The sequence below is a fragment of the Ensifer sp. 38_S197 genome (assembly GCF_056924495.1).
This window is the reverse complement of the sequence record NZ_JBXOVZ010000002.1, coordinates 436,978-455,000: the sequence shown is the minus strand read 5'-3', so window position 1 is coordinate 455,000 and position 18,023 is coordinate 436,978. Positions and strand designations below refer to the sequence as shown.

At 61.4% G+C, this 18,023-nt stretch carries 12 protein-coding genes, 1 tRNA gene and 2 rRNA genes (1 of these 15 running past the window's edge); 8 read left to right on the top strand and 7 right to left on the bottom strand.

Going from position 1 to position 18,023, the window contains the following annotated elements:
* The 3 genes from AC1Z3V_RS15460 to AC1Z3V_RS15450 all read left to right on the top strand — a co-directional run.
* A 23S ribosomal RNA gene (locus AC1Z3V_RS15460) occupies positions 1-1,492 on the top strand; it begins 1,305 nt to the left of the window's first position.
* 230 nt (positions 1,493-1,722) lie between these two features.
* Positions 1,723-1,837: ribosomal RNA gene (rrf, locus tag AC1Z3V_RS15455) — 5S ribosomal RNA — on the top strand.
* A 297-nt stretch (positions 1,838-2,134) separates the two neighbouring features.
* A tRNA-Met gene (locus AC1Z3V_RS15450) sits at positions 2,135-2,211 on the top strand.
* Here AC1Z3V_RS15450 and AC1Z3V_RS15445 read toward each other — a convergent pair.
* The 4 genes from AC1Z3V_RS15445 to AC1Z3V_RS15430 form a co-directional block, all read right to left on the bottom strand.
* Entirely contained in the window at positions 2,190-2,507 is a 318-nt protein-coding gene (locus AC1Z3V_RS15445; RefSeq protein ID WP_483500200.1) for a hypothetical protein, read from the bottom strand. The genes AC1Z3V_RS15450 and AC1Z3V_RS15445 overlap by 22 nt on opposite strands.
* Before the next feature lie 55 nt (positions 2,508-2,562).
* Complete coding sequence (locus AC1Z3V_RS15440; protein WP_483500198.1) at positions 2,563-2,706, bottom strand: hypothetical protein; 144 nt, start codon at positions 2,704-2,706, stop codon at positions 2,563-2,565.
* A 232-nt stretch (positions 2,707-2,938) separates the two neighbouring features.
* Entirely contained in the window at positions 2,939-3,913 is a 975-nt protein-coding gene (locus AC1Z3V_RS15435) for a DUF2950 domain-containing protein (RefSeq protein ID WP_483500196.1), read from the bottom strand.
* A 21-nt stretch (positions 3,914-3,934) separates the two neighbouring features.
* Positions 3,935-5,248 carry a DUF3300 domain-containing protein gene (locus AC1Z3V_RS15430; RefSeq protein ID WP_483504092.1) on the bottom strand — a complete coding sequence of 438 codons (1,314 nt, stop codon included), beginning with the start codon at positions 5,246-5,248 and terminating at the stop codon, positions 3,935-3,937.
* Between the two features lie 426 nt (positions 5,249-5,674).
* Between AC1Z3V_RS15430 and AC1Z3V_RS15425 the strand changes: the two genes are divergently transcribed.
* Positions 5,675-6,811, top strand: a complete 1,137-nt coding sequence (locus AC1Z3V_RS15425) for an AI-2E family transporter (RefSeq protein ID WP_483500194.1) — start codon at positions 5,675-5,677, stop codon at positions 6,809-6,811.
* A gap of 11 nt (positions 6,812-6,822) precedes the next feature.
* Here the strand turns inward: AC1Z3V_RS15425 and AC1Z3V_RS15420 are convergent, their stop codons facing one another.
* Positions 6,823-8,586, bottom strand: coding sequence for a hypothetical protein (locus tag AC1Z3V_RS15420; RefSeq protein WP_483500193.1), 1,764 nt, complete (start codon positions 8,584-8,586; stop codon positions 6,823-6,825).
* A gap of 158 nt (positions 8,587-8,744) precedes the next feature.
* Positions 8,745-10,742, bottom strand: a complete 1,998-nt coding sequence (locus AC1Z3V_RS15415; protein WP_483500192.1) for a putative bifunctional diguanylate cyclase/phosphodiesterase — start codon at positions 10,740-10,742, stop codon at positions 8,745-8,747.
* 312 nt (positions 10,743-11,054) lie between these two features.
* Here AC1Z3V_RS15415 and AC1Z3V_RS15410 point away from each other — a divergent pair, with 312 nt between their 5' ends.
* Positions 11,055-12,098, top strand: coding sequence for a class I SAM-dependent methyltransferase (locus AC1Z3V_RS15410; protein WP_483500190.1), 1,044 nt, complete (start codon positions 11,055-11,057; stop codon positions 12,096-12,098).
* 101 nt (positions 12,099-12,199) lie between these two features.
* Here the strand turns inward: AC1Z3V_RS15410 and AC1Z3V_RS15405 are convergent, their stop codons facing one another.
* Positions 12,200-12,799 (bottom strand): TetR/AcrR family transcriptional regulator, encoded by a 600-nt coding sequence (locus tag AC1Z3V_RS15405; RefSeq protein WP_483500188.1) that lies wholly within the window; start codon positions 12,797-12,799, stop codon positions 12,200-12,202.
* 277 nt (positions 12,800-13,076) lie between these two features.
* On the opposite strand from AC1Z3V_RS15405, the gene AC1Z3V_RS15400 reads away from it, so the two are divergent.
* From AC1Z3V_RS15400 to AC1Z3V_RS15390, 3 genes are read left to right on the top strand one after another with little or no spacing between them, the layout of a single operon-like run.
* Complete coding sequence (locus tag AC1Z3V_RS15400) at positions 13,077-14,240, top strand: efflux RND transporter periplasmic adaptor subunit (RefSeq protein WP_483500186.1); 1,164 nt, start codon at positions 13,077-13,079, stop codon at positions 14,238-14,240.
* Positions 14,237-17,335 carry an efflux RND transporter permease subunit gene (locus AC1Z3V_RS15395; RefSeq protein WP_483500184.1) on the top strand — a complete coding sequence of 1,033 codons (3,099 nt, stop codon included), beginning with the start codon at positions 14,237-14,239 and terminating at the stop codon, positions 17,333-17,335. The genes AC1Z3V_RS15400 and AC1Z3V_RS15395 overlap by 4 nt, the downstream gene beginning before the upstream one ends.
* The gene (locus AC1Z3V_RS15390) at positions 17,313-17,534 is read left to right on the top strand and encodes a hypothetical protein (protein ID WP_483500182.1); all 222 of its coding nucleotides are present in this window, start codon (positions 17,313-17,315) and stop codon (positions 17,532-17,534) included. The genes AC1Z3V_RS15395 and AC1Z3V_RS15390 overlap by 23 nt, the downstream gene beginning before the upstream one ends.
* Positions 17,535-18,023: the final 489 nt, after the last annotated feature.

The following is an 18,023-nucleotide window of genomic DNA, read 5'->3' as shown; positions in this document are numbered from 1 at the left end:
AACGATAAAGAGGGTGAGAGACCCTCTCGCCGAAAGACCAAGGGTTCCTGCTTAAAGTTAATCTGAGCAGGGTTAGCCGGCCCCTAAGACGAGGCGGACACGCGTAGTCGATGGGAACCACGTTAATATTCGTGGGCCTGGTGGTAGTGACGGATCGCTTAACTTGTTTGGACTTATTGGATTGTCCAGGCGGGGACGCGGTTCCAGGAAATAGCTCCACCATTATAGACCGTACCCGAAACCGACACAGGTGGTCAGGTAGAGTATACCAAGGCGCTTGAGAGAACTATGCTGAAGGAACTCGGCAAATTGCACGCGTAACTTCGGAAGAAGCGTGACCCCAATGGACGCAAGTCTTTTGGGGTGGCACAGACCAGGGGGTAGCGACTGTTTATCAAAAACACAGGGCTCTGCGAAGTCGCAAGACGACGTATAGGGTCTGACGCCTGCCCGGTGCTGGAAGGTTAAGAGGAGGGGTGCAAGCTCTGAATCGAAGCCCCAGTAAACGGCGGCCGTAACTATAACGGTCCTAAGGTAGCGAAATTCCTTGTCGGGTAAGTTCCGACCTGCACGAATGGCGTAACGACTTCCCCGCTGTCTCCAGCATAGACTCAGTGAAATTGAATTCCCCGTGAAGATGCGGGGTTCCTGCGGTCAGACGGAAAGACCCCGTGCACCTTTACTATAGCTTTACACTGGCATTCGTGTCGGCATGTGTAGGATAGGTGGTAGGCTTTGAAGCAGGGACGCCAGTTCTTGTGGAGCCATCCTTGAAATACCACCCTTATCGTCATGGATGTCTAACCGCGGTCCGTCATCCGGATCCGGGACAGTGTATGGTGGGTAGTTTGACTGGGGCGGTCGCCTCCGAAAGAGTAACGGAGGCGCGCGATGGTGGGCTCAGACCGGTCGGAAATCGGTCGTCGAGTGCAATGGCATAAGCCCGCCTGACTGCGAGACTGACAAGTCGAGCAGAGACGAAAGTCGGTCATAGTGATCCGGTGGTCCCGCGTGGAAGGGCCATCGCTCAACGGATAAAAGGTACGCCGGGGATAACAGGCTGATGACCCCCAAGAGTCCATATCGACGGGGTTGTTTGGCACCTCGATGTCGGCTCATCGCATCCTGGGGCTGGAGCAGGTCCCAAGGGTTTGGCTGTTCGCCAATTAAAGCGGTACGTGAGCTGGGTTCAGAACGTCGTGAGACAGTTCGGTCCCTATCTGCCGTGGGTGTAGGAATATTGACAGGATCTGTCCCTAGTACGAGAGGACCGGGATGGACATATCTCTGGTGGACCTGTTGTCCTGCCAAGGGCATAGCAGGGTAGCTATATATGGAATGGATAACCGCTGAAGGCATCTAAGCGGGAAACCAACCTGAAAACGAGTATTCCCTTGAGAACCGTGGAAGACGACCACGTTGATAGGCTGGGTGTGGAAGTGCGGCAACGCATGAAGCTTACCAGTACTAATCGTTCGATCGGCTTGATCGTTCCCATTGCTTGTGTTCATCAAACAAGTTTGATGATGCTATAGACGTCCTCACGCTGTCGGCCTTCGGCCTTCGCTGCGGACGGCGCGCCAGACGACTGGCGGCTCGGCTTTGCCGGCTGCTGGAGTTGTCCGGATAAGACGCAAAGACGTGTTCAAAACAAATGAAGTGAAAACTTCAACCAGCTTCTCATTCCGGTTTGCCCGCAAGGCAAATCTTGCGCTTTGCCGACCTGGTGGTTCTGGCGGGGTGGCTGCACCCGTTCCCATTCCGAACACGGCCGTGAAACGCCCCAGCGCCGATGGTACTTCGTCTTAAGACGCGGGAGAGTAGGTCGCTGCCAGGTCTGCAAAACGCAAGATAAAAACCGGAAACGCCGCTCCCCTTCGAGGCAAAGCCGAGAAGGACAAGGCAGCGGCAAAACAAAGATCTCCTTCTCGACACTCACTTCGGCCCCGCCGAAACCAAGGGCCGCCAACAAGCGGCCTTTTTGATTCGATACGATCAGAAAACAAACGGGATTTTGCTGCGCAAAACCCGGACCGGACAAAAGCATAAACCGCAAAGCGGTTTACGCTACCGCGACAAATCCCATAGGGATTTGCGCTGATCGGATAAACCGCAAAGCGGTTTACCTGGATGACGCGGGGTGGAGCAGCCCGGTAGCTCGTCAGGCTCATAACCTGAAGGCCGCAGGTTCAAATCCTGCCCCCGCAACCAAATCTCCTAAAGACACCCGCCGTCATGGCGGGTTTTTTGTTGCCAACAAAGCAAAACAGAAACAAGGCCCGCAAGGTGAAAACCTGCGGGCTTTTCCGCGTTTTAGGGATCAAACGCCAGCGGATATCATCCACGCGAAATTCTTCGAGGTTCAGCTCGATCCGATGCGCGAATTGCGGCTCGCCGACGAAATGGCTTTGCAGAAAGAGTACCTCGACATCGAGAAAGAACGGTTTTCGGATCGAATGATCGTTCGTATCGATATTCCTCCCGAACTCGAGGGGCCATGGTCCCAAGTCTGATCCTGTGCAGCCCTTGGTCGAGAACGCGGTGAAGCAGGGCGTCGGCCGTTCAGCCGGTGAGGTTGAAATTCACATCCATGCGGCCCGGGTCGGAGAGACGCTCAATCTGTCGGTTGAAAACGATGTTGCCGCGTCGACCGCCTCCGGCAGGACAGGCCAGGGCCTCGGCATCGGCCTTGCCAATGTCGCCCATCGGGTGAGGACGCATTTTCCGGAGGGGGCATCCTTGACGGCCGGCCATGTCCAGCCGACGCGCTATCGCGCGTCCCTGCAGATGCCTCTGAGAATCGGACAAGCCGCGGCCTAAGCAGCCGAAACGTCCTGTGCAACAGCCGGCACCGGACACCCCTGCGATCGCCGCGGCGCTCGCCCCGCAGCGCGGCGGCAAATCCGGCCTCGGAAGTCAGCGTCAGCGGAACCGCCGCTCAATCGGGTACGACGTCCCATTTGTCGTCGGGATTGAAACGATCGATGAAGGGCACGATCTCTTCGGTGCTGGGCCCGAGATCGCGTTCGTAGACGATGCCCTGCTGGTTGACGACGAAGGTCTTGACGCCGGTTTCGGCATAGCTGACCGGCCAGGCGATCAACGCGAAACCGCCGATCATGTTGCCGTTGATGACATAGTCATAGCGGCCGCCGGCAATGTTGTCGCCCTGCGATGTCAGAATGCGGAAACGGTAGCCGAAATAGCCCTGGCCGGCCTTCGCCTTTTCCAACGCCGCTTCGCTGATCGCGTCGCCGACCGGGCTTTCGCCGTCGCCCTGATCGGCCGGCCAGTAGAGCCCGTCGGTCTGGCCCGGCGTGCTGATCAGTTTCTGCGCATATTCGAGGACGCCGTCGGCGTCGCGATCCCGCGAGGCATATTCCTGCTGGGCGTCGACATAGGCCTGTACCGTATCGATCGCCTCGAGCTCGTTCTCGCCGACGCGGCGATTGAGGATCTCCTCGAGCCCGACATAGGTGTCGAAGGCCCATTTGCCGTCCTCGCCCTTGGTGAGCGGGAAGGGCAAGGGCCACAGCCGGTCGCCGATCTGGATGATCTTGCGTCCCTCGAGGTCGCGTACGACGACGTTGCGGGCGGCACCTTCGCGAATGAGCGCGAAGGTATCCATCGCCCCTTCACCGGCCTTCAGCTTCTCGGCATTGAGCCCCAGTAGTTTTGCCAGACCGGCGAAGTCATTGGCGGCGAGCTTCGCCTTGAATTCGTCGACCGCCTTGGCGGGATCATCGAAGACCGGTGGATCCTCGTCGGCCGCATAGGCATCGAGGCCGGCCGCCATCTGATCGGTTGGTGCCTGCTCCGCTGGCGCCTTTGTCTGCGCCAAGGAAGCGTTGAACGGCACGGTGGCCAACGCCAGAACCGATGCCAGGAGAAGCGGATTGAAGAGCTTGGTCATGGTCGTTCTCCTGTGATCCGGTCAACGCCTGCGGCCGCCGCCGCGCCCGCCGCCACCGCCACGGTGCATCGGCGGCCTGCCGCCGCCGCGGCTCATCTGCGGCCTCCCGCCGCCGCGCTGGCCGCCGCCCATGCTCTGGCCACCGCGGCGTGACGAGTTGATTTCCCTCCGCCCGGGATTGACGTTGCCGAGGCCGGACGGCTTGTTCGGCCGGTTCTGCGCCTTGGCGGCCATCTTCTTCTTGCCGCCCTGACGGCTCACCTGAGAAGGCTTGTTACCGGGACGGTTGAGGCTCGGCTGACCGCCGCCGGGCCGCGCTTTCGCCGCTGCCTGTCCGCCTCCCGGCCGCGCCGCCGGCCTCTGCTGCGCCTTCAGCCCTTCGAGCGTGCTCTTGCGCACGTCCTTGATCTGGCCGCCGCCACCGCCGCCCGGACGCGCGTTCGGTCGATCGCGATTGATCTCGTTGGCGCGGTTGCGCAGGTTGTTGTTGCCGTCGGCCTTGATGTTGTTCTTGATGCTGTTTCGGTCGAAATGCTGAAGCTGGTCGCGGTCGAACTTGATCTTGCTGCGATCGACATTTTTCCAGTCGACGTCGTTCCACTTCACCTTGCCGTTGATATTGTTGAAGCAATTGTTGCAGTCGATGTCGACGTCGCCGCCGTTCCAGCGCCCGCCCCAGACACCCCAATCGTCCCAGTCGACGATCGCCGCGAAGGCGGCACCCGTCACTGCACCGGCGAAGAAGGCTGCTCCCGGGTACCAATAGGCGGGATAGGGTTCGTCGTAGTAGCTGATCGGCGCCGGCGCGTAGTTGGGTTCATACAGCATCTCCGGCGGATACTGCGGCACGTAGATCGTTTCCGGGTTGGCTGCCTGGATGACGACGTTGTCGCCTTCCTGGACCACCTTCACCTTGTCGTCGCTCTTGATGATATTCTTGGCGACGGCCTCGTCGCGCAGTTGCTGTATGGCGATCAGCACGTCTTTCTGCTGATTGGCAATCGCCTCGCCGAAAGACTGCGTCCACTCGAGGTCTTCGCTCATCATCTTGACGATCTGGGGGTAGTTGAGCAGCGAAATGACGCTGCCGTCCCAATCGTCCTTCGGCTTCATGTCGGGCTTCTTCTGGCGTGCCTCCAGGAACCGCTCCGCCTCGACGATCTGCAGCGGATAGAGCGCGGCAGCGGAAATGAGCGCCACCAGCTCGTCCGGATAGAGCGCGATGCGGGCGACCAAAATCTCGAGCTCGTCGTCGCTGAGTGGTTCCGGCGCTGTCTGCTGTTCAGCGGCCGGCGCGCTCGCCGTCTGCTGCGCCATGACAGACGTAATGGGCATTGAAACCAGTATCGTCACTGCGCTACCGAGCGCGATGATCGTTTTCCGGATCATCTATCCAGCCTCCCTTTGTTGGCTGAGGCGCGCGAGCGCTTGAACATGCGCGCGTGACAGCCCCTGTCGACGCTGTTTCTGCTGCAACCAGAACTTGATCGTGTCGCAGCTTCCGTTCTTGCTGCCGTCTTTCACTGGTATCTCTAGAGGAGGCTTGCAGATGAGGAAGCCCGAATGACGTATGCTACTGTATGTTACTGCCGATCGGTGCTCGCCGGCCTAGGATCCGCATGACTGTTGCACGAGGGGAGCTATGCTGGCGATCTGGGTTGCAGGGGCAGCGCCCAGTTCTATTGGTTTCCGCAGGACGCGGGGCCGTCGAGAAGCTGCAGCGAAGCGGTGAATAGCCGCATGAAGCGGTGAGGGGTAAGAATGGCTGATGATTCCTCCCGAACGGGCGTGGTTCGCGATGGGCCAACCGGTCCCCGGTCCTTCGAGGCGAAAATTACGGATATCGCCAGGATCGGCATTGTCGGCCTTTTTGCCTATTGGTCCCTGACGCTGATCGCGCCATTCGCGATCATTCTCATATGGGCGGCAATCCTCGCCGTCGCGCTCTATCCTGCTTATGCCCGGCTTGGCCGCCTTCTCGGTTCGCGGCGGCTGGCATCATTTCTCATTACGCTGGCCTGTCTGGCCGTCATCGTCGCGCCATTGGCCGCGATTGCGGTCAGCTTTGCCGAAGGGCTCCAGGCGCTGCTTGCAAAACTTGCCGACGGTTCTCTGACCGTACCGATACCGCCGGAATATGTTCGCGACTGGCCGATCGTCGGCGAACGGGTTCATGCGGTCTGGAGCATGGCATCGGACAATCTCGAAGCCCTCTTGCGCAAGCTCGAACCTTCGCTGATGCAGGCGGGCAGCAAGGCGCTTGGCAAGATTGCGAGCATCGGCGCCGAGGTGCTGAGCTTCGTGGTGTCCGTCCTCGTGGCTGGCTTTCTCTTCGGCTCCGGGGAACGGCTGGCGGAGATGGCACAACGCTTCTCCGGCAGGATCGGTGGCGACAGGGGTATCGGCTTCCTGCGTCTGGCGGCTGCGACGATCCGAAACGTCGCACGGGGCGTCATCGGCGTCGCGTTGTTGCAGGCGTTTCTCTGTGCCTTGGTGCTCGGGCTGTTTCAGGTTCCGGCGCCCGGTGCGATCGCCTTCGTCGTGCTTGTTCTCTGCATCATCCAGATCGGCCCTGCGCTGGTTCTGCTGCCAGTGATCATCTGGGCCTGGGTGACGATGGATTTCGGTCCGGCGCTGCTCATGACAATTCTACTGGTCCCGCTCTTCGTCATCGACAATGTGATGAAGCCGATCCTGGTGGCCCGCGGGCTTTCGACGCCGACGCTGGTCATTCTGCTGGGGGTACTTGGCGGGACGCTTTCCTACGGGTTGATCGGCCTCTTCCTGGGGCCGATCGTTCTCAGTGTCGTCCACGATCTGCTGATGGTCTGGATGCAGGGGGAGACGGTGCGGGAAAAACCGCAACCCGACGCATCGCAATCGCCGCGGCCGGTCTGATCGCAGGTCGGTCAGTGGATCGAGCTGTCGGTGCGCGCCTGCTCGAATTCGGATTCGGGAATCGGTACGCCCGCCTTGCGCAAACCGTCAAGAAGCTGTTGCCGGTCCTGCGGACGGCGCAGCCTCAGAGCAGCCTCCTGGGGGACAACCTCAAGCAGGCCCGGCAGGTTGGTTTCGATCCATTTCCGTTCTTCCTGGGCCTCAGCGCCTTTGCCAAGCTTGCCCAGGGTGGCCAGAAGCGTGATGCGGGAGAATGGATGGGTGCGAAGATCCGCCATACGTGCCCATCGCTCGGCAGCGACATAGTCGCCCCCGAAGTAGGAGCAGGCCGAGAGCGCCGCTTCGAAATAGCCGGCGGGGCCAGAGTTGCGGGCGACGGTTTCCGACAGAAGCTTGCAGCCGGAATCCCATTGGCCCGACAGCGCCAGCCGGAACCCGTATTCGCCGGCGAGTTCAGCGTCGTTGGGATTGATCGCAAGCGCGCGCGCGCCAACGGCCAAGGCAGCATCGACGTTACCACGGAAGAACAGGGTAAGCATCCGCGCCTCAAGGGCCCGCACGTCCTGGGGATCCAAGTCCACGGCGCGGACTGCCGTTTCGGTTGCCCGCTCCAGCGTCGCCGATGAGGAACCATCGAAGCGCACCTGGAAGGCGTCGATATAGGTCATCGACAGCAGCGCCCAGGCCGTCGCGTAGGTCGGGACCTGCCGGGTCGCCTGTTGCAGGCACCCCTGAACGGTGGCCAGGCTTTGCGCACTGACGTCGCCGCGGTGGTCGTAGTAGCTCAAGGTGCAGGCATAGGCTTGCCAACCATCGGGAACCGACTGCTTGAATGCGCTGGCACTCGCCTGGAAAATGGCGCCATAGGGTTGTGCCACCGCACCGGCTACAGCCGCTGCGGTCCTTGCCTGCAGGTCGATGGCTTTGCCGGCTTCCATCCGTTCGTCGTAGGTATTCGCCCACACCACCGATCCATCGGATCGATGGACGAGTCTCGCCACAAGCCGAAGTCTTTCGCCGTCGAACCGGACCCCGCCCACCAGGGCAAAGGCCGGCCCCGCCTGCGGCGAGGCGCCGGCCTCATCACGGGTCGCGACGGTGATTTCCTTGAACTTGGCCAAGTTGCCGACGACCTCGTCCGTGAGCCCGCGCGTCATCATCGCCGACTGAGAGGTGCCTGAGAGATCATCGAAGGGCATGACGACGAGCCTCGGGATCGCCGGCCGCATGCCGATAACGGCATCGTCTTCCTTCTGAAGGAGGAATGCACCGGCTGTCAGGCCGCCGCCGATGCAGACAATGGCCGCTGCGAGCCAGGTTCCTCGCCTGGAGGATAGTGCGGAAGGATCCTGTCCAACGCTTTCGTCGGCGCTCCTACGGGACGGGAGCCACGCATCGAGGCGTCGTTCGAAGGTCGGGACGTAGGCGCCCTTGGGAATGCTGATGATGATCGGGTCGGTTCGCCCGGCGACGAGGTAGTAGCGTTCCAGCGCCCGGCGAATGCGGCCTGCTTCGATCCGCACCGCCGGATCCGTCTGCGGGTCGAAAGAGGAATCTCGGCCGAAGACCTCGGTTGCAATCGAATAGGCCTTGATGCGATCTCCCCGGCCCGCGAGCGTTTCCTCGATGACATAGGTCAGGAATTTGCGGTCACGCTCCGGGGCGTCGAACTCGGCGCTGCGGCGAATTCGATCAAGTTGCGCCAGAATTTCCGCATCGGTGGCTGGGGCAGTTGCCGGCTCGACCCGGCCGTCCTGCCGATTTTCCATGGCCATGTGCGCCCCCATGGTCAATGTGAGATTGTATCCGGCGGTAAGGTAAGTTTCTGTATCCTACGTCTCCACCCGGCCAAAGCGCAACATGTATTGGCGGGCTGTATTAAAGTTGTGCCTCGATTGTATCCAGCGCGCGCACCGTGGTGCAGCCGCCTACTCTAGGATCGCGCGCCGTTTCGGAGCGGTATGCGCGGCTTGTCCGGCGGCGTGCGGAAGGTCTCTGCCGGTGCGGGGCGACCGACGTGAAAACCTTGGACCTGGTCGATCCGGAAGCGCCGCATCAGCGCCAGTTGCTCGTCGGTCTCGACGCCTTCGATCAGGATCTTGTGGCCGCGGTTTCTTACCAGGCCGATGATGTCCTGCAGCATGGCGCGACCCTTCGGCGCGTTGCAATCATGCAGGAACGACCGGTCGATCTTCACGGTATCGAAATCGATCAGGCGCAGCCAGGAAAGGCCGGCAAAGCCCGTGCCGAAGTCATCCAGCCATATCCGGATGCCGAGGGTCTCGAGGTCGCTGATGCAGCGCAGGATGCCCGAGTGCATCTCCATCTCCAGCCCTTCGGTGATTTCGAAGGCAAGGCGGCTGCCGGCCACGCCGGTCTCGCCGAGGATCGCGGCGACCGAAGTTGCAAAGCCCGGGGTCTTCAGCTGGATCGGCGAGACGTTGACGCTGACCAGTGGAACGTGGTTGTCGACGAGGAGCTCGCGGCAGACGGTCTTGATCGCCCAGCGGCCGAGGTCGAGAATGGCGCCGGTCCGCTCGGCAACCGGAATGAAAAGGCTCGGCGGAACCGACGTGCCGTCCAGCATCGTCAGGCGCATCAGCGCCTCGACGGCCTCGACTTCACCGGTCATCACGTTCCTGATCGGCTGGTAAACGAGCGATACCAGATTCTGATCGACCGCGATCTTCAGAAGCGCGGCAATGTTCTCGCTTTCGTCGCTGCTTTGCGGATCGTTCGGGTCGAACAGCTTGGCGCAGTTTCGGCCGCTCGCCTTGGCGGCATAAAGCGCACGGTCGGCCTCGTGGATGATCTTCTCAAGCTTGGCGCCGGTCTGGTTGCGAGTGAAGGCAGCGCCGACGCTGACGGTCACGATCGAGACCCCGTCGCGCCGCTGCTCATGCACCAGCCGCATGTTCTCGACGGTGCGGCAGATAACCTCGGCCAGCTCGGCTGCCTGTTCCAGGGTGTCCAGGCGGGCAAGGACGATGAATTCTTCGCCGCCGTAGCGGCCGATCGAACCGTTATAGTCCTTGATCGCCTCGCCGAGCGCATTGGCCACCAGAACCAGGCAGCGATCGCCCTCCTGATGACCGTAGCAGTCATTGTATTTCTTGAAGAAATCCACGTCGATCAGCATGGCGGCGAAGCTCTTTCCGAGCTTCTGCCAATCGTTCCAATAATCGCGCAGTTGCTGGTCGATGGCGCGGCGGTTATCCAGGCCGGTCAGGGGGTCGGTGTTGGATAGCCGTAGGAGCGCCATGCCGCGTTCCGACGCCTCGTTCTGCTGGATCTTCGCCTCGAAGGCGTTCAGGAAAACCTTGTAGCGCTCGCGGTTGAGCTTCCAGTTTACGTAGGAGGTGAAGACGAAACAGGAAACATAGAAGGTCCCGAACGCGATCAGATAGGCAGGATCGTGTTCGGAGAAGAACGACAGGGCGACGAAGAACGTCGTGAGCACGATTCCGGAGGCGACGACCGAGAGGCGGAATCGGAAGCTGAAGAAGAGATTGGCGCCCATCATGAAGATCGCGCCGAAGATCATGTAGTAGGACATGCTGGCCGTGTCCGCCGTCGTCATCGCGGGGACGAGCCAGCCGATATAACCGAAAACTAGGGCCGCGGCGCAGGTGCCGTCGAGCCACTTGGTTCGCGCCTTGATGCGATAGAGGATCTCGAAACACAGGAGCGCGCTGATGCCGACGACGAGGCGTGCGAGGATCGTATAGAACGCGACATCGGGGACCAGCAGGATGTCGATCGCGAAAAACAACAGGTAGACGGCAACCGCGACCCACAGGCCCTGCCTGGTTGCCGCGCGCCGGCCAGCCTCGCCCTCCATTCGATAGAGTGTCTGAAGCTCAGCCAATTGCGGCCTGTGCGGCTGCTTGTGCAGGTCGATGTCAACTACGTCGGCCAACGTGTGCTTCATGCACTGATCCATCGAGTTGCGTCACGGTCAACGGAAACGGTCGTCGCTTTTCCATCAATGGACGTTGTTTCGGACACTCCATGCTTGCCACCTGCTTCAGGCCTGCAACAGAAGCGGGTGGTGCGGGGTGGGATGATAGGAGGTGTCCATTAAGTTTTGTTAAATTAAGGGGCCGGAACACCCAGGATTAGGCGCGACCCAAAGGGAGGAAACACGAGAATTTACCTTATTATATACAAAAACTTGCAAACCGAGCCGTAATGCGCGCATCTTCGCGACCATTGTTAACAAAGCATTAACGGATGGTCTTGCGTGCGCCAATTTCAAACGGTTTTCGACGGTCAAAGCCTGATTACTCCCAAGGCGATGGCCGATGAGTTCGTTTCGCCCAGGAGCGAGCGGCACGACGAACAGCTCTCGCTCGGTAGGGCCGAGCTCGCAGTGATTCTCAGGATTGCGCAGGAGCAGTTCCTGCAGGGAACGGAGCCGGCGAAGATTATCGACCGGCTTGCCGCCGCTCTTCATGAAACCCGGGCCAAGTTCCACCCGAACGTTTGGCAGGAACTGATCCCAATCGCCCAGGCGCACCCGGTATCGGAGTACTTCCTCCAGGACCCGTTCACCCGGTGGTCCTTCGAAAAGCCCCGGGGCTACTCGGGCGACGCACAATTGCTCGACTTCATCTATGGCCATGCGAGTGTCGCCAACGAGATCGAGCGGGCATCACCCATCGGACGAGCGCTCTATGATTACACCAAGGACGCGTCTTCTTCGGTCGCGGTGCGCGAGCGTCGCGACCTGCTGACCCGTCACGTCGACGAGATCGCGGCCAGCCGCGGTACCCAGGCGGAAATTCTGACGATTGCCGCCGGACATCTGCGCGAAGCCAATCGCTCAGTGGCGCTTGAGGAGCGCCGGATCAAGCGCTGGGTGGCGCTCGACCAGGATCCGCTCAGCGTCGGTTCGATCAGCCGCGACTTCGGCGGCACCTGCATCGAAGCCGTGGATGGCTCCGTTCGCAGCCTGCTCGGCCGCGATCAGAAGCTCGGCAAGTTCGACTTCATCTATGCTGCCGGACTCTACGATTACCTTGCCGACAAGGTGGCCATCAAGCTTACCCATCGCTGCCTGCAGATGCTGAAGCCGAACGGTGTCTTCCTGTTTGCCAATTTCGCCCAGGATATTGGCGTCGACGGCTACATGGAGACCTTCATGAACTGGGCGCTGTTGCTGCGTTCGGAGGCGGACATGTGGAACATCATCCGTAAGAGTGCGGGCAAGGCGGCCGTCGACGCGCGCGTCCAGTTCGGCGCCAACCGGAACATCGTCTACGGCCTCATCCAGAAGCATTCCTGACTTGCTTCCGTCTTGACGGGCCCTCCGGCGAAAGCCGGCGGGCCTGAATCAAATGACTAGGGCAAGCGAATGCTTGCTTCGCCCATTCCGTTCGCAAGCCATCAGCCCTGCGGGCGGAGAAACCGGGTCAGGAGAAGCCGCAGCATCGCGCCTTCGTCCTTCGGCTTGAAGCCGGGATCGACAGCGACCCGGCTGAAGATGCCGTCGATGATCGCGGCGATCCATCGGGCGGCGCCGGCGGCGTCCACAGTCCGATCGATCTGATTTCTGCTGGCCGCGCCGCGAAGCAGCGCCGCAAGGGCTCCCTGAAACTCGGCGTCATTGGCGGCCGCGAGCACACCGATCCGCTCGTCGCGCATCGCTTCAGCGGCGATTTCGAGCGCCAGGCTCGAGTAGGTTGGGTCGCCCGCGAGCTCGAGAACGGTGTCCATGAAACCGAGCAGCGCGGCGAACAGGTCTTCGGCTTCGCCCAATTTACGGAAGATCTCCGCCGTTTCTTGACGTTCCTCCTCCACGATCGCCGCGATAATGGTGTGCTTGGTCGGAAAATAATGGAAAAGATTGCCCGGGCTCATGCCTGCCTCGGCACAGATTTCGGCGGTCGACGTGCCGTGAAAACCCTTTCGCGCAAAACAGGCGATTGCTGCATCGAGGATCAGTCGACGTTTGGCGGCGTGTTTCTCGGGGTCGACCTTGCGCATCGCCAATTCTCCTTGCTTGCCGGTCTCTTTATTAGACCGAACACTCTAATTTCGTGGGGTGGCGTGCCGCTGTCAAGGTCGCTCGCTGACAGCAATTCCGCCATCTTCCCGCAATGCTAGTGTGTGATCTGCCTTACAATTGTCGCGTTTGATGGATCAGATAATTAGATCGATTGATCTAATTATTATACGACGCACTTTGCCCGATCTCGAGGCCGAGAACTCGGACCGCCCGTGTTTCCGATCCAACCGGCCTTGCCAATAGAAAGCCAATGAAATGAGACGCACAGTTGAGTTGAACGTCGTCCTTGCTGCGCTCCTCGCGCTCGCCATGACGCATGGTGCGGCGCACGCCTCCGGGGAGGCCGCGGCCTCCGTTCCCGTCGACAGTGCCGCAATTGCCCGCACGGTATCGACATTCGTCGCCGACAGCCGTCCCCAGGAATGGACACGCTCCTTCGCCGGCATCTTCGTCGCTCGCGAGGAGATTGCCGTCGGCACGACCTTGACCGATCAGCGTATCGCCAAAGTCGAAGTCGAGATCGGCGACCGGGTGGCAGTCGGGCAGGTGATTGCCCGATTGGAGACCGACATGCTGGAAAACCTCCTGCGCGAGGCGGAGGGCCGGGTGGCACGTGCCGGCGCAACGATGGCGCGGGAGGCGGAAACGGTCACGCAGGAGCAGAGGAAGATCGCCCGTGCCCGGCAATTGCGCCACCTTCAGGCCGAGACCATTCTCGAGGAACGAGTCTCGGCGCTCGCGATCGCCGAGCAGGCGGTAAAGGTGGCGCGGGCCGACTACGAGCAGGCGGAAGCGCTCGCGGCCGAGGCACGCCGCAAGCTCGAACGCGCCGTGATCCTGGCGCCAGCCGCGGGCGTTGTCTCCGAGCGGCTCGCCCGCGCCGGTGCGCTTGCGGGCTCGGATCCGCTGGTCAAGCTGATCCGCGACGGCGAGATCGAGTTCGCCGCAGAAGTCCCCGAAACCGAACTGCCGCTGCTCGCCGTCGGCCAGATCGTCAGGGTCAGGCTCTCCGGTCGCAGTGACTGGATCGAAGGGACGGTACGGGTGATCAATCCGAAGATCGATCGCGAAACCCGGCTCGGCACCGCTCAGGTCACGCTGAATACGAGCAAGCCGCCCTTTGCCGGCACCTTCGGCCGGGCGGAGATCGTCGTGGCCGAGCGCAAGGCGATCATGGTCGACGATTCCGCGCTGCTTTACGGGGCACCCGACGGCACGGTTTCGGTCTTTGTCGTCGATGCCGGCAAGGTGACCCGCAAGACGGTTCAGCCGGGCATGCGCCAGGGTGGCAAGGTCGAAATCGTCTCCGGGCTCGCGACCGGCGACCGGGTTGTTCTCAAGGCCGGGGTTTCGCTGCGCGAGGGTGAGGCGGTCCTGGCGAGAGATGTCCAGCCGGCACAGGCGGGCGAGCCGCAATGACCGGCAACATCTCTGCCTGGGCAATCCGGAAGCCCGTTCCGACGATCGTTCTCTTCGTCGTCCTCACATTGATGGGCATCGCCTCGTTCCTGCGGTTGCCTGTCAACGCCAATCCGAGCGTGTCGTTCCCGGTTGTGACGGTTGTGATCACGCAGCCGAGCGCCCAGCCGGCCGAAATGGAAACGCAGGTGACGCGCCGCGTCGAAGGCGTGGCCGCCGGCCTTGTCGGGGTCAGCCATATGCGCTCGACCATCACCAATGGCGTGTCGACGACCACGGTCGAGTTCAAGATCGGCACCGATCCGGACCGCGCCGCCAACGACGTGCGCGAGGCCGTGGCGCAGATCCGCTCCGACCTGCCGCAGTCGATCCAGGAACCCATCGTCTCGCGCGTCGATGTCGATGGCAGCGCCATCGTCTATTACGCGGTGCGCGCGCCAGACATGTCGCCGGTGGAACTCTCCTGGTTCGTGGACGATACGATCAACAGCGAACTGCTGACGCTGCCCGGCGTGCAGAAGGTACAGCGTCTCGGCGGCGTCAATCGCGAGGTCCGCGTGTCGCTCAACCCCGAGCGTCTGCTGGCGGTTGGGGTGACCGCCGACCAGGTGAATACGGCACTGCGCGAGATCAACACCAACATCCCCAGCGGACGCGGTGAGATCGGTGGCCGCGAGCAGTCGATCCGCACGGTCGGCAGCGCCGGCTCGGTCGAGGAATTGTCGCGGCTGTCAATCCCGCTATCGGGCGGCCGCTGGGTGCAGCTTTCCGATATCGCGACGGTCGAGGACACCTCCTCCGAACCGCGCAACTTCGCAGGTGTCGACGGCGAGCCGGTCGTCAGCTTCTCGGTTTCGCGCAGCAAGGGGTCAAGCGATACCGTCGTTGCCGACGCCGTTGCCGCGCGACTGAAGGAAATCCGCCAGCGTATGCCGGGCGTCGAATTCACGGAGCTGATCTCGCTTGTCGAATACACGCAGGAAAGCTACGACGCGGCCGTCACGGCCCTGATCGAAGGCGCGATCCTGACCGTCGTCGTCGTTTTCGCCTTCCTGCGCAACTGGCGGGCGACGCTGATCTCCGCGCTTGCCATGCCGCTCTCCATCCTGCCGACCTTCGCGGTGATGGACCTGCTCGGCTTCACGCTCAACGGCATCAGCCTGCTGGCGCTGACGCTCGTCATCGGCATTCTCGTCGACGATGCGATCGTCGAGATCGAGAACATCGAACGCCATGTCGACATGGGCAAGCGCCCATTCATCGCAGCGATCGACGCGGCCGACGCGATCGGTCTTGCCATCGTCGCCACGACCTTGACGATCGTCGCGGTCTTTGCGCCGGTCAGCTTCATCGGCGGCGCAGTGGGCCAGTATTTCAAGCAGTTCGGCCTGACGGTTGCGATCGCCGTGCTGTTTTCGCTGGCGGTGGCACGCCTGCTGACACCGCTGATGGCGGCCTACCTGCTGCGGCCAAGGGGCGGCCATGGCCATTCCGGCAAGCCATCGCGCATTGCCGACGGCTATCGCCGCTTGCTCGGGTGGACGCTCGCTCATCGCAAGACGGCCTTGTCGCTGGTCGCCCTGATCTTCATCGGCTCGATCGGGCTGCTGACGATGCTGCCGACCGGTTTCCTGCCGACAAGCGACAGCAACGTGTCGCAGCTCAAGATCACCCTGCCGCCGGGCACGCGTCTTGAAGAAACGGCCCGCATCTCCGACGATCTGGTCGGTCAGATCAAGGCAAAGCCTGAGGTCGAAAGCGTTCTGGCGACGGCGGAAAACCTCAACGAGGTGTCTCTCCGCATCAAGCTCAAGCCACGCGAGGAACGCGGGCTCGATCGCAAGTCCTTCGAGTTGTCGCTGCGCCCGCTGTTGGCGGCAACGCCTGATATCCAGGCCACGTTCTCGTCCGTCGAGGGGGCCAAGGATCTCTCGATCTATCTGACGAGCGACGATCCGGCGGCGCTGACGGCTTCGGTGCGCCGTCTCGAAAAGGAGATGCGTGCGCTTCCCGGACTGGTCAACGTCCAGTCCACCGAGCCGCTCCTTTCGCCGGAGCTGCTGGTCAAGCCGCGCTTCGACGAGGCGGCAAGGCTAGGCGTCTCGGTGACTTCGATCGGTACCGTCGCGCGCATCGCCACGATGGGGGACAGCGAAAGCAATTCGGCACGTTTCAACCTCGGCAACCGCCAGGTGCCCATCCGCGTCATGCTCGACCAGTCGGCCAGGGGGGACGTCGATACGCTCCGCAATCTAAGGGTCGGCACGAATGCCGGAACAGTGGTGCCGTTGACATCGGTCGCCGATATCTCCTTCGGCGCGGAGGAAAGCAGCGTCGAACGCCTGGATCGCAAACGCCTGATCGCCGTCGAGGCCAACCTCAACGGCATCACGCTTGGGACCGCGTTCGAGGCGATCTCGGCGCTGCCGGCCATGACCGAACTGCCCTTGGGCGTGTCGCAGGCCAACTACGGCGAAGCAGAGTACATGTCGGAGATGTTCCGCAACTTCGCGCTGGCGTTGCTTGCGGGGATCCTGATGGTCGCGGCGGTTCTGGTGCTCTTGTTCAAGGATTTCCTGCAGCCGATCACCATCCTGGTGGCCTTGCCGCTGTCGATCGGCGGGGCGGCGCTCGCCTTGCTGCTCTTCGGCGCTTCGCTCGATCTCTCGTCGACGATCGGCATCCTCATGCTGATGGGCATCGTCTGCAAGAACTCGATCCTGCTCGTCGACCATGCGATCGAGTGCCGCAACGGGGGTGCCGATCGGCGGACGGCCTTGCTGATGGCGGGCGTCACCCGCGCGCGGCCGATCATCATGACGACCATCGCCATGGTGGCGGGCATGGTTCCCGCCGCGATCGGCATCGGCGCCGATGCCGCTTTCCGGGCACCGATGGCAATCGCCGTGATCGGGGGCCTGATCACCTCGACGATGCTCAGCCTCGTCTTCGTCCCCGTCATGTTCACCGTGATGGACGACATCAATGCGAAGCTCGGTCGCAGGCTGAAGCGGTTCTCTTCGGTGACGGACGAGGACAGGGCAACGGATGCGGCCCGGATCGGCAAGCAGGGTGCGCGCGGCGTCGCTGGGTAGCGAGAGCGCGCAAGCGCAGGCTCCATCGATCGAGGCGCGTTGCACGGGATTTGCGTGCGGCGCGCTTAGAGCATCCGCCTGTTCGAAGGATGGCCATGTCGTCTATCTTTACTTCGCCAAGCTCTATCTGACCGCCTCCGGCCTGAAGTCGCAGCAGGATATCGTCGACCAGCTGACGCAGGCGCTCGAGAAGAAGTAGGTTCGCGGGGACTCATTGTCTGCCTCGTCTTTCGAGAAGGCGCTCGACCGGAGCGAGCGCAAAGACCGAGGGGTTACTCCCTGGTCGAGAGCGACGAAGCGGCGTTTGGGTTAAAAAGGAGCCAACACCAAATACCCTTAAATCTTACGGTATTTTTGCTGGGGTTGGCTCCGTTTTGAGGAAGAAACAATATTCCAATCCGATTTGTATTGCTTTATTAAAATACAATTCTATTTTTATGCTTTTTTTAAATGACATAGCGGATCGAGATCCGCAATCGATCAATGTATACTTTACACTTACTCGGGATTTACGCTTACGCCACACGCTGGGTTGATGGAAATGAGCGGAATAGCGTTCCGCCGAAACCCAAGCTGCATACTCAAAAACGAAATGCCAATGTGACTCCAAATGCGGGCGCGCGGAAGATACCTATTCTAGTTAGTGGGTTGTAATTATTGGCTCTTTTTGGCGTAATCCGCAGCCTGC

Bases quoted from the DNA above. Each gene is read 5' to 3' on its own strand.
- AC1Z3V_RS15440 (WP_483500198.1), bottom strand. From the start codon at position 2,706: ATGGGCGACATTGGCAAGGCCGATGCCGAGGCCCTGGCCTGTCCTGCC.
- AC1Z3V_RS15425 (WP_483500194.1), top strand. From the start codon at position 5,675: ATGGCTGATGATTCCTCCCGAACGGGCGTGGTTCGCGATGGGCCAACC.
- AC1Z3V_RS15435 (WP_483500196.1), bottom strand. From the start codon at position 3,913: ATGACCAAGCTCTTCAATCCGCTTCTCCTGGCATCGGTTCTGGCGTTG.
- AC1Z3V_RS15400 (WP_483500186.1), top strand. From the start codon at position 13,077: ATGAGACGCACAGTTGAGTTGAACGTCGTCCTTGCTGCGCTCCTCGCG.
- AC1Z3V_RS15430 (WP_483504092.1), bottom strand. From the start codon at position 5,248: ATGCCCATTACGTCTGTCATGGCGCAGCAGACGGCGAGCGCGCCGGCC.
- AC1Z3V_RS15395 (WP_483500184.1), top strand. From the start codon at position 14,237: ATGACCGGCAACATCTCTGCCTGGGCAATCCGGAAGCCCGTTCCGACG.
- AC1Z3V_RS15415 (WP_483500192.1), bottom strand. From the start codon at position 10,742: ATGAAGCACACGTTGGCCGACGTAGTTGACATCGACCTGCACAAGCAG.
- AC1Z3V_RS15420 (WP_483500193.1), bottom strand. From the start codon at position 8,586: ATGGCCATGGAAAATCGGCAGGACGGCCGGGTCGAGCCGGCAACTGCC.
- AC1Z3V_RS15405 (WP_483500188.1), bottom strand. From the start codon at position 12,799: ATGCGCAAGGTCGACCCCGAGAAACACGCCGCCAAACGTCGACTGATC.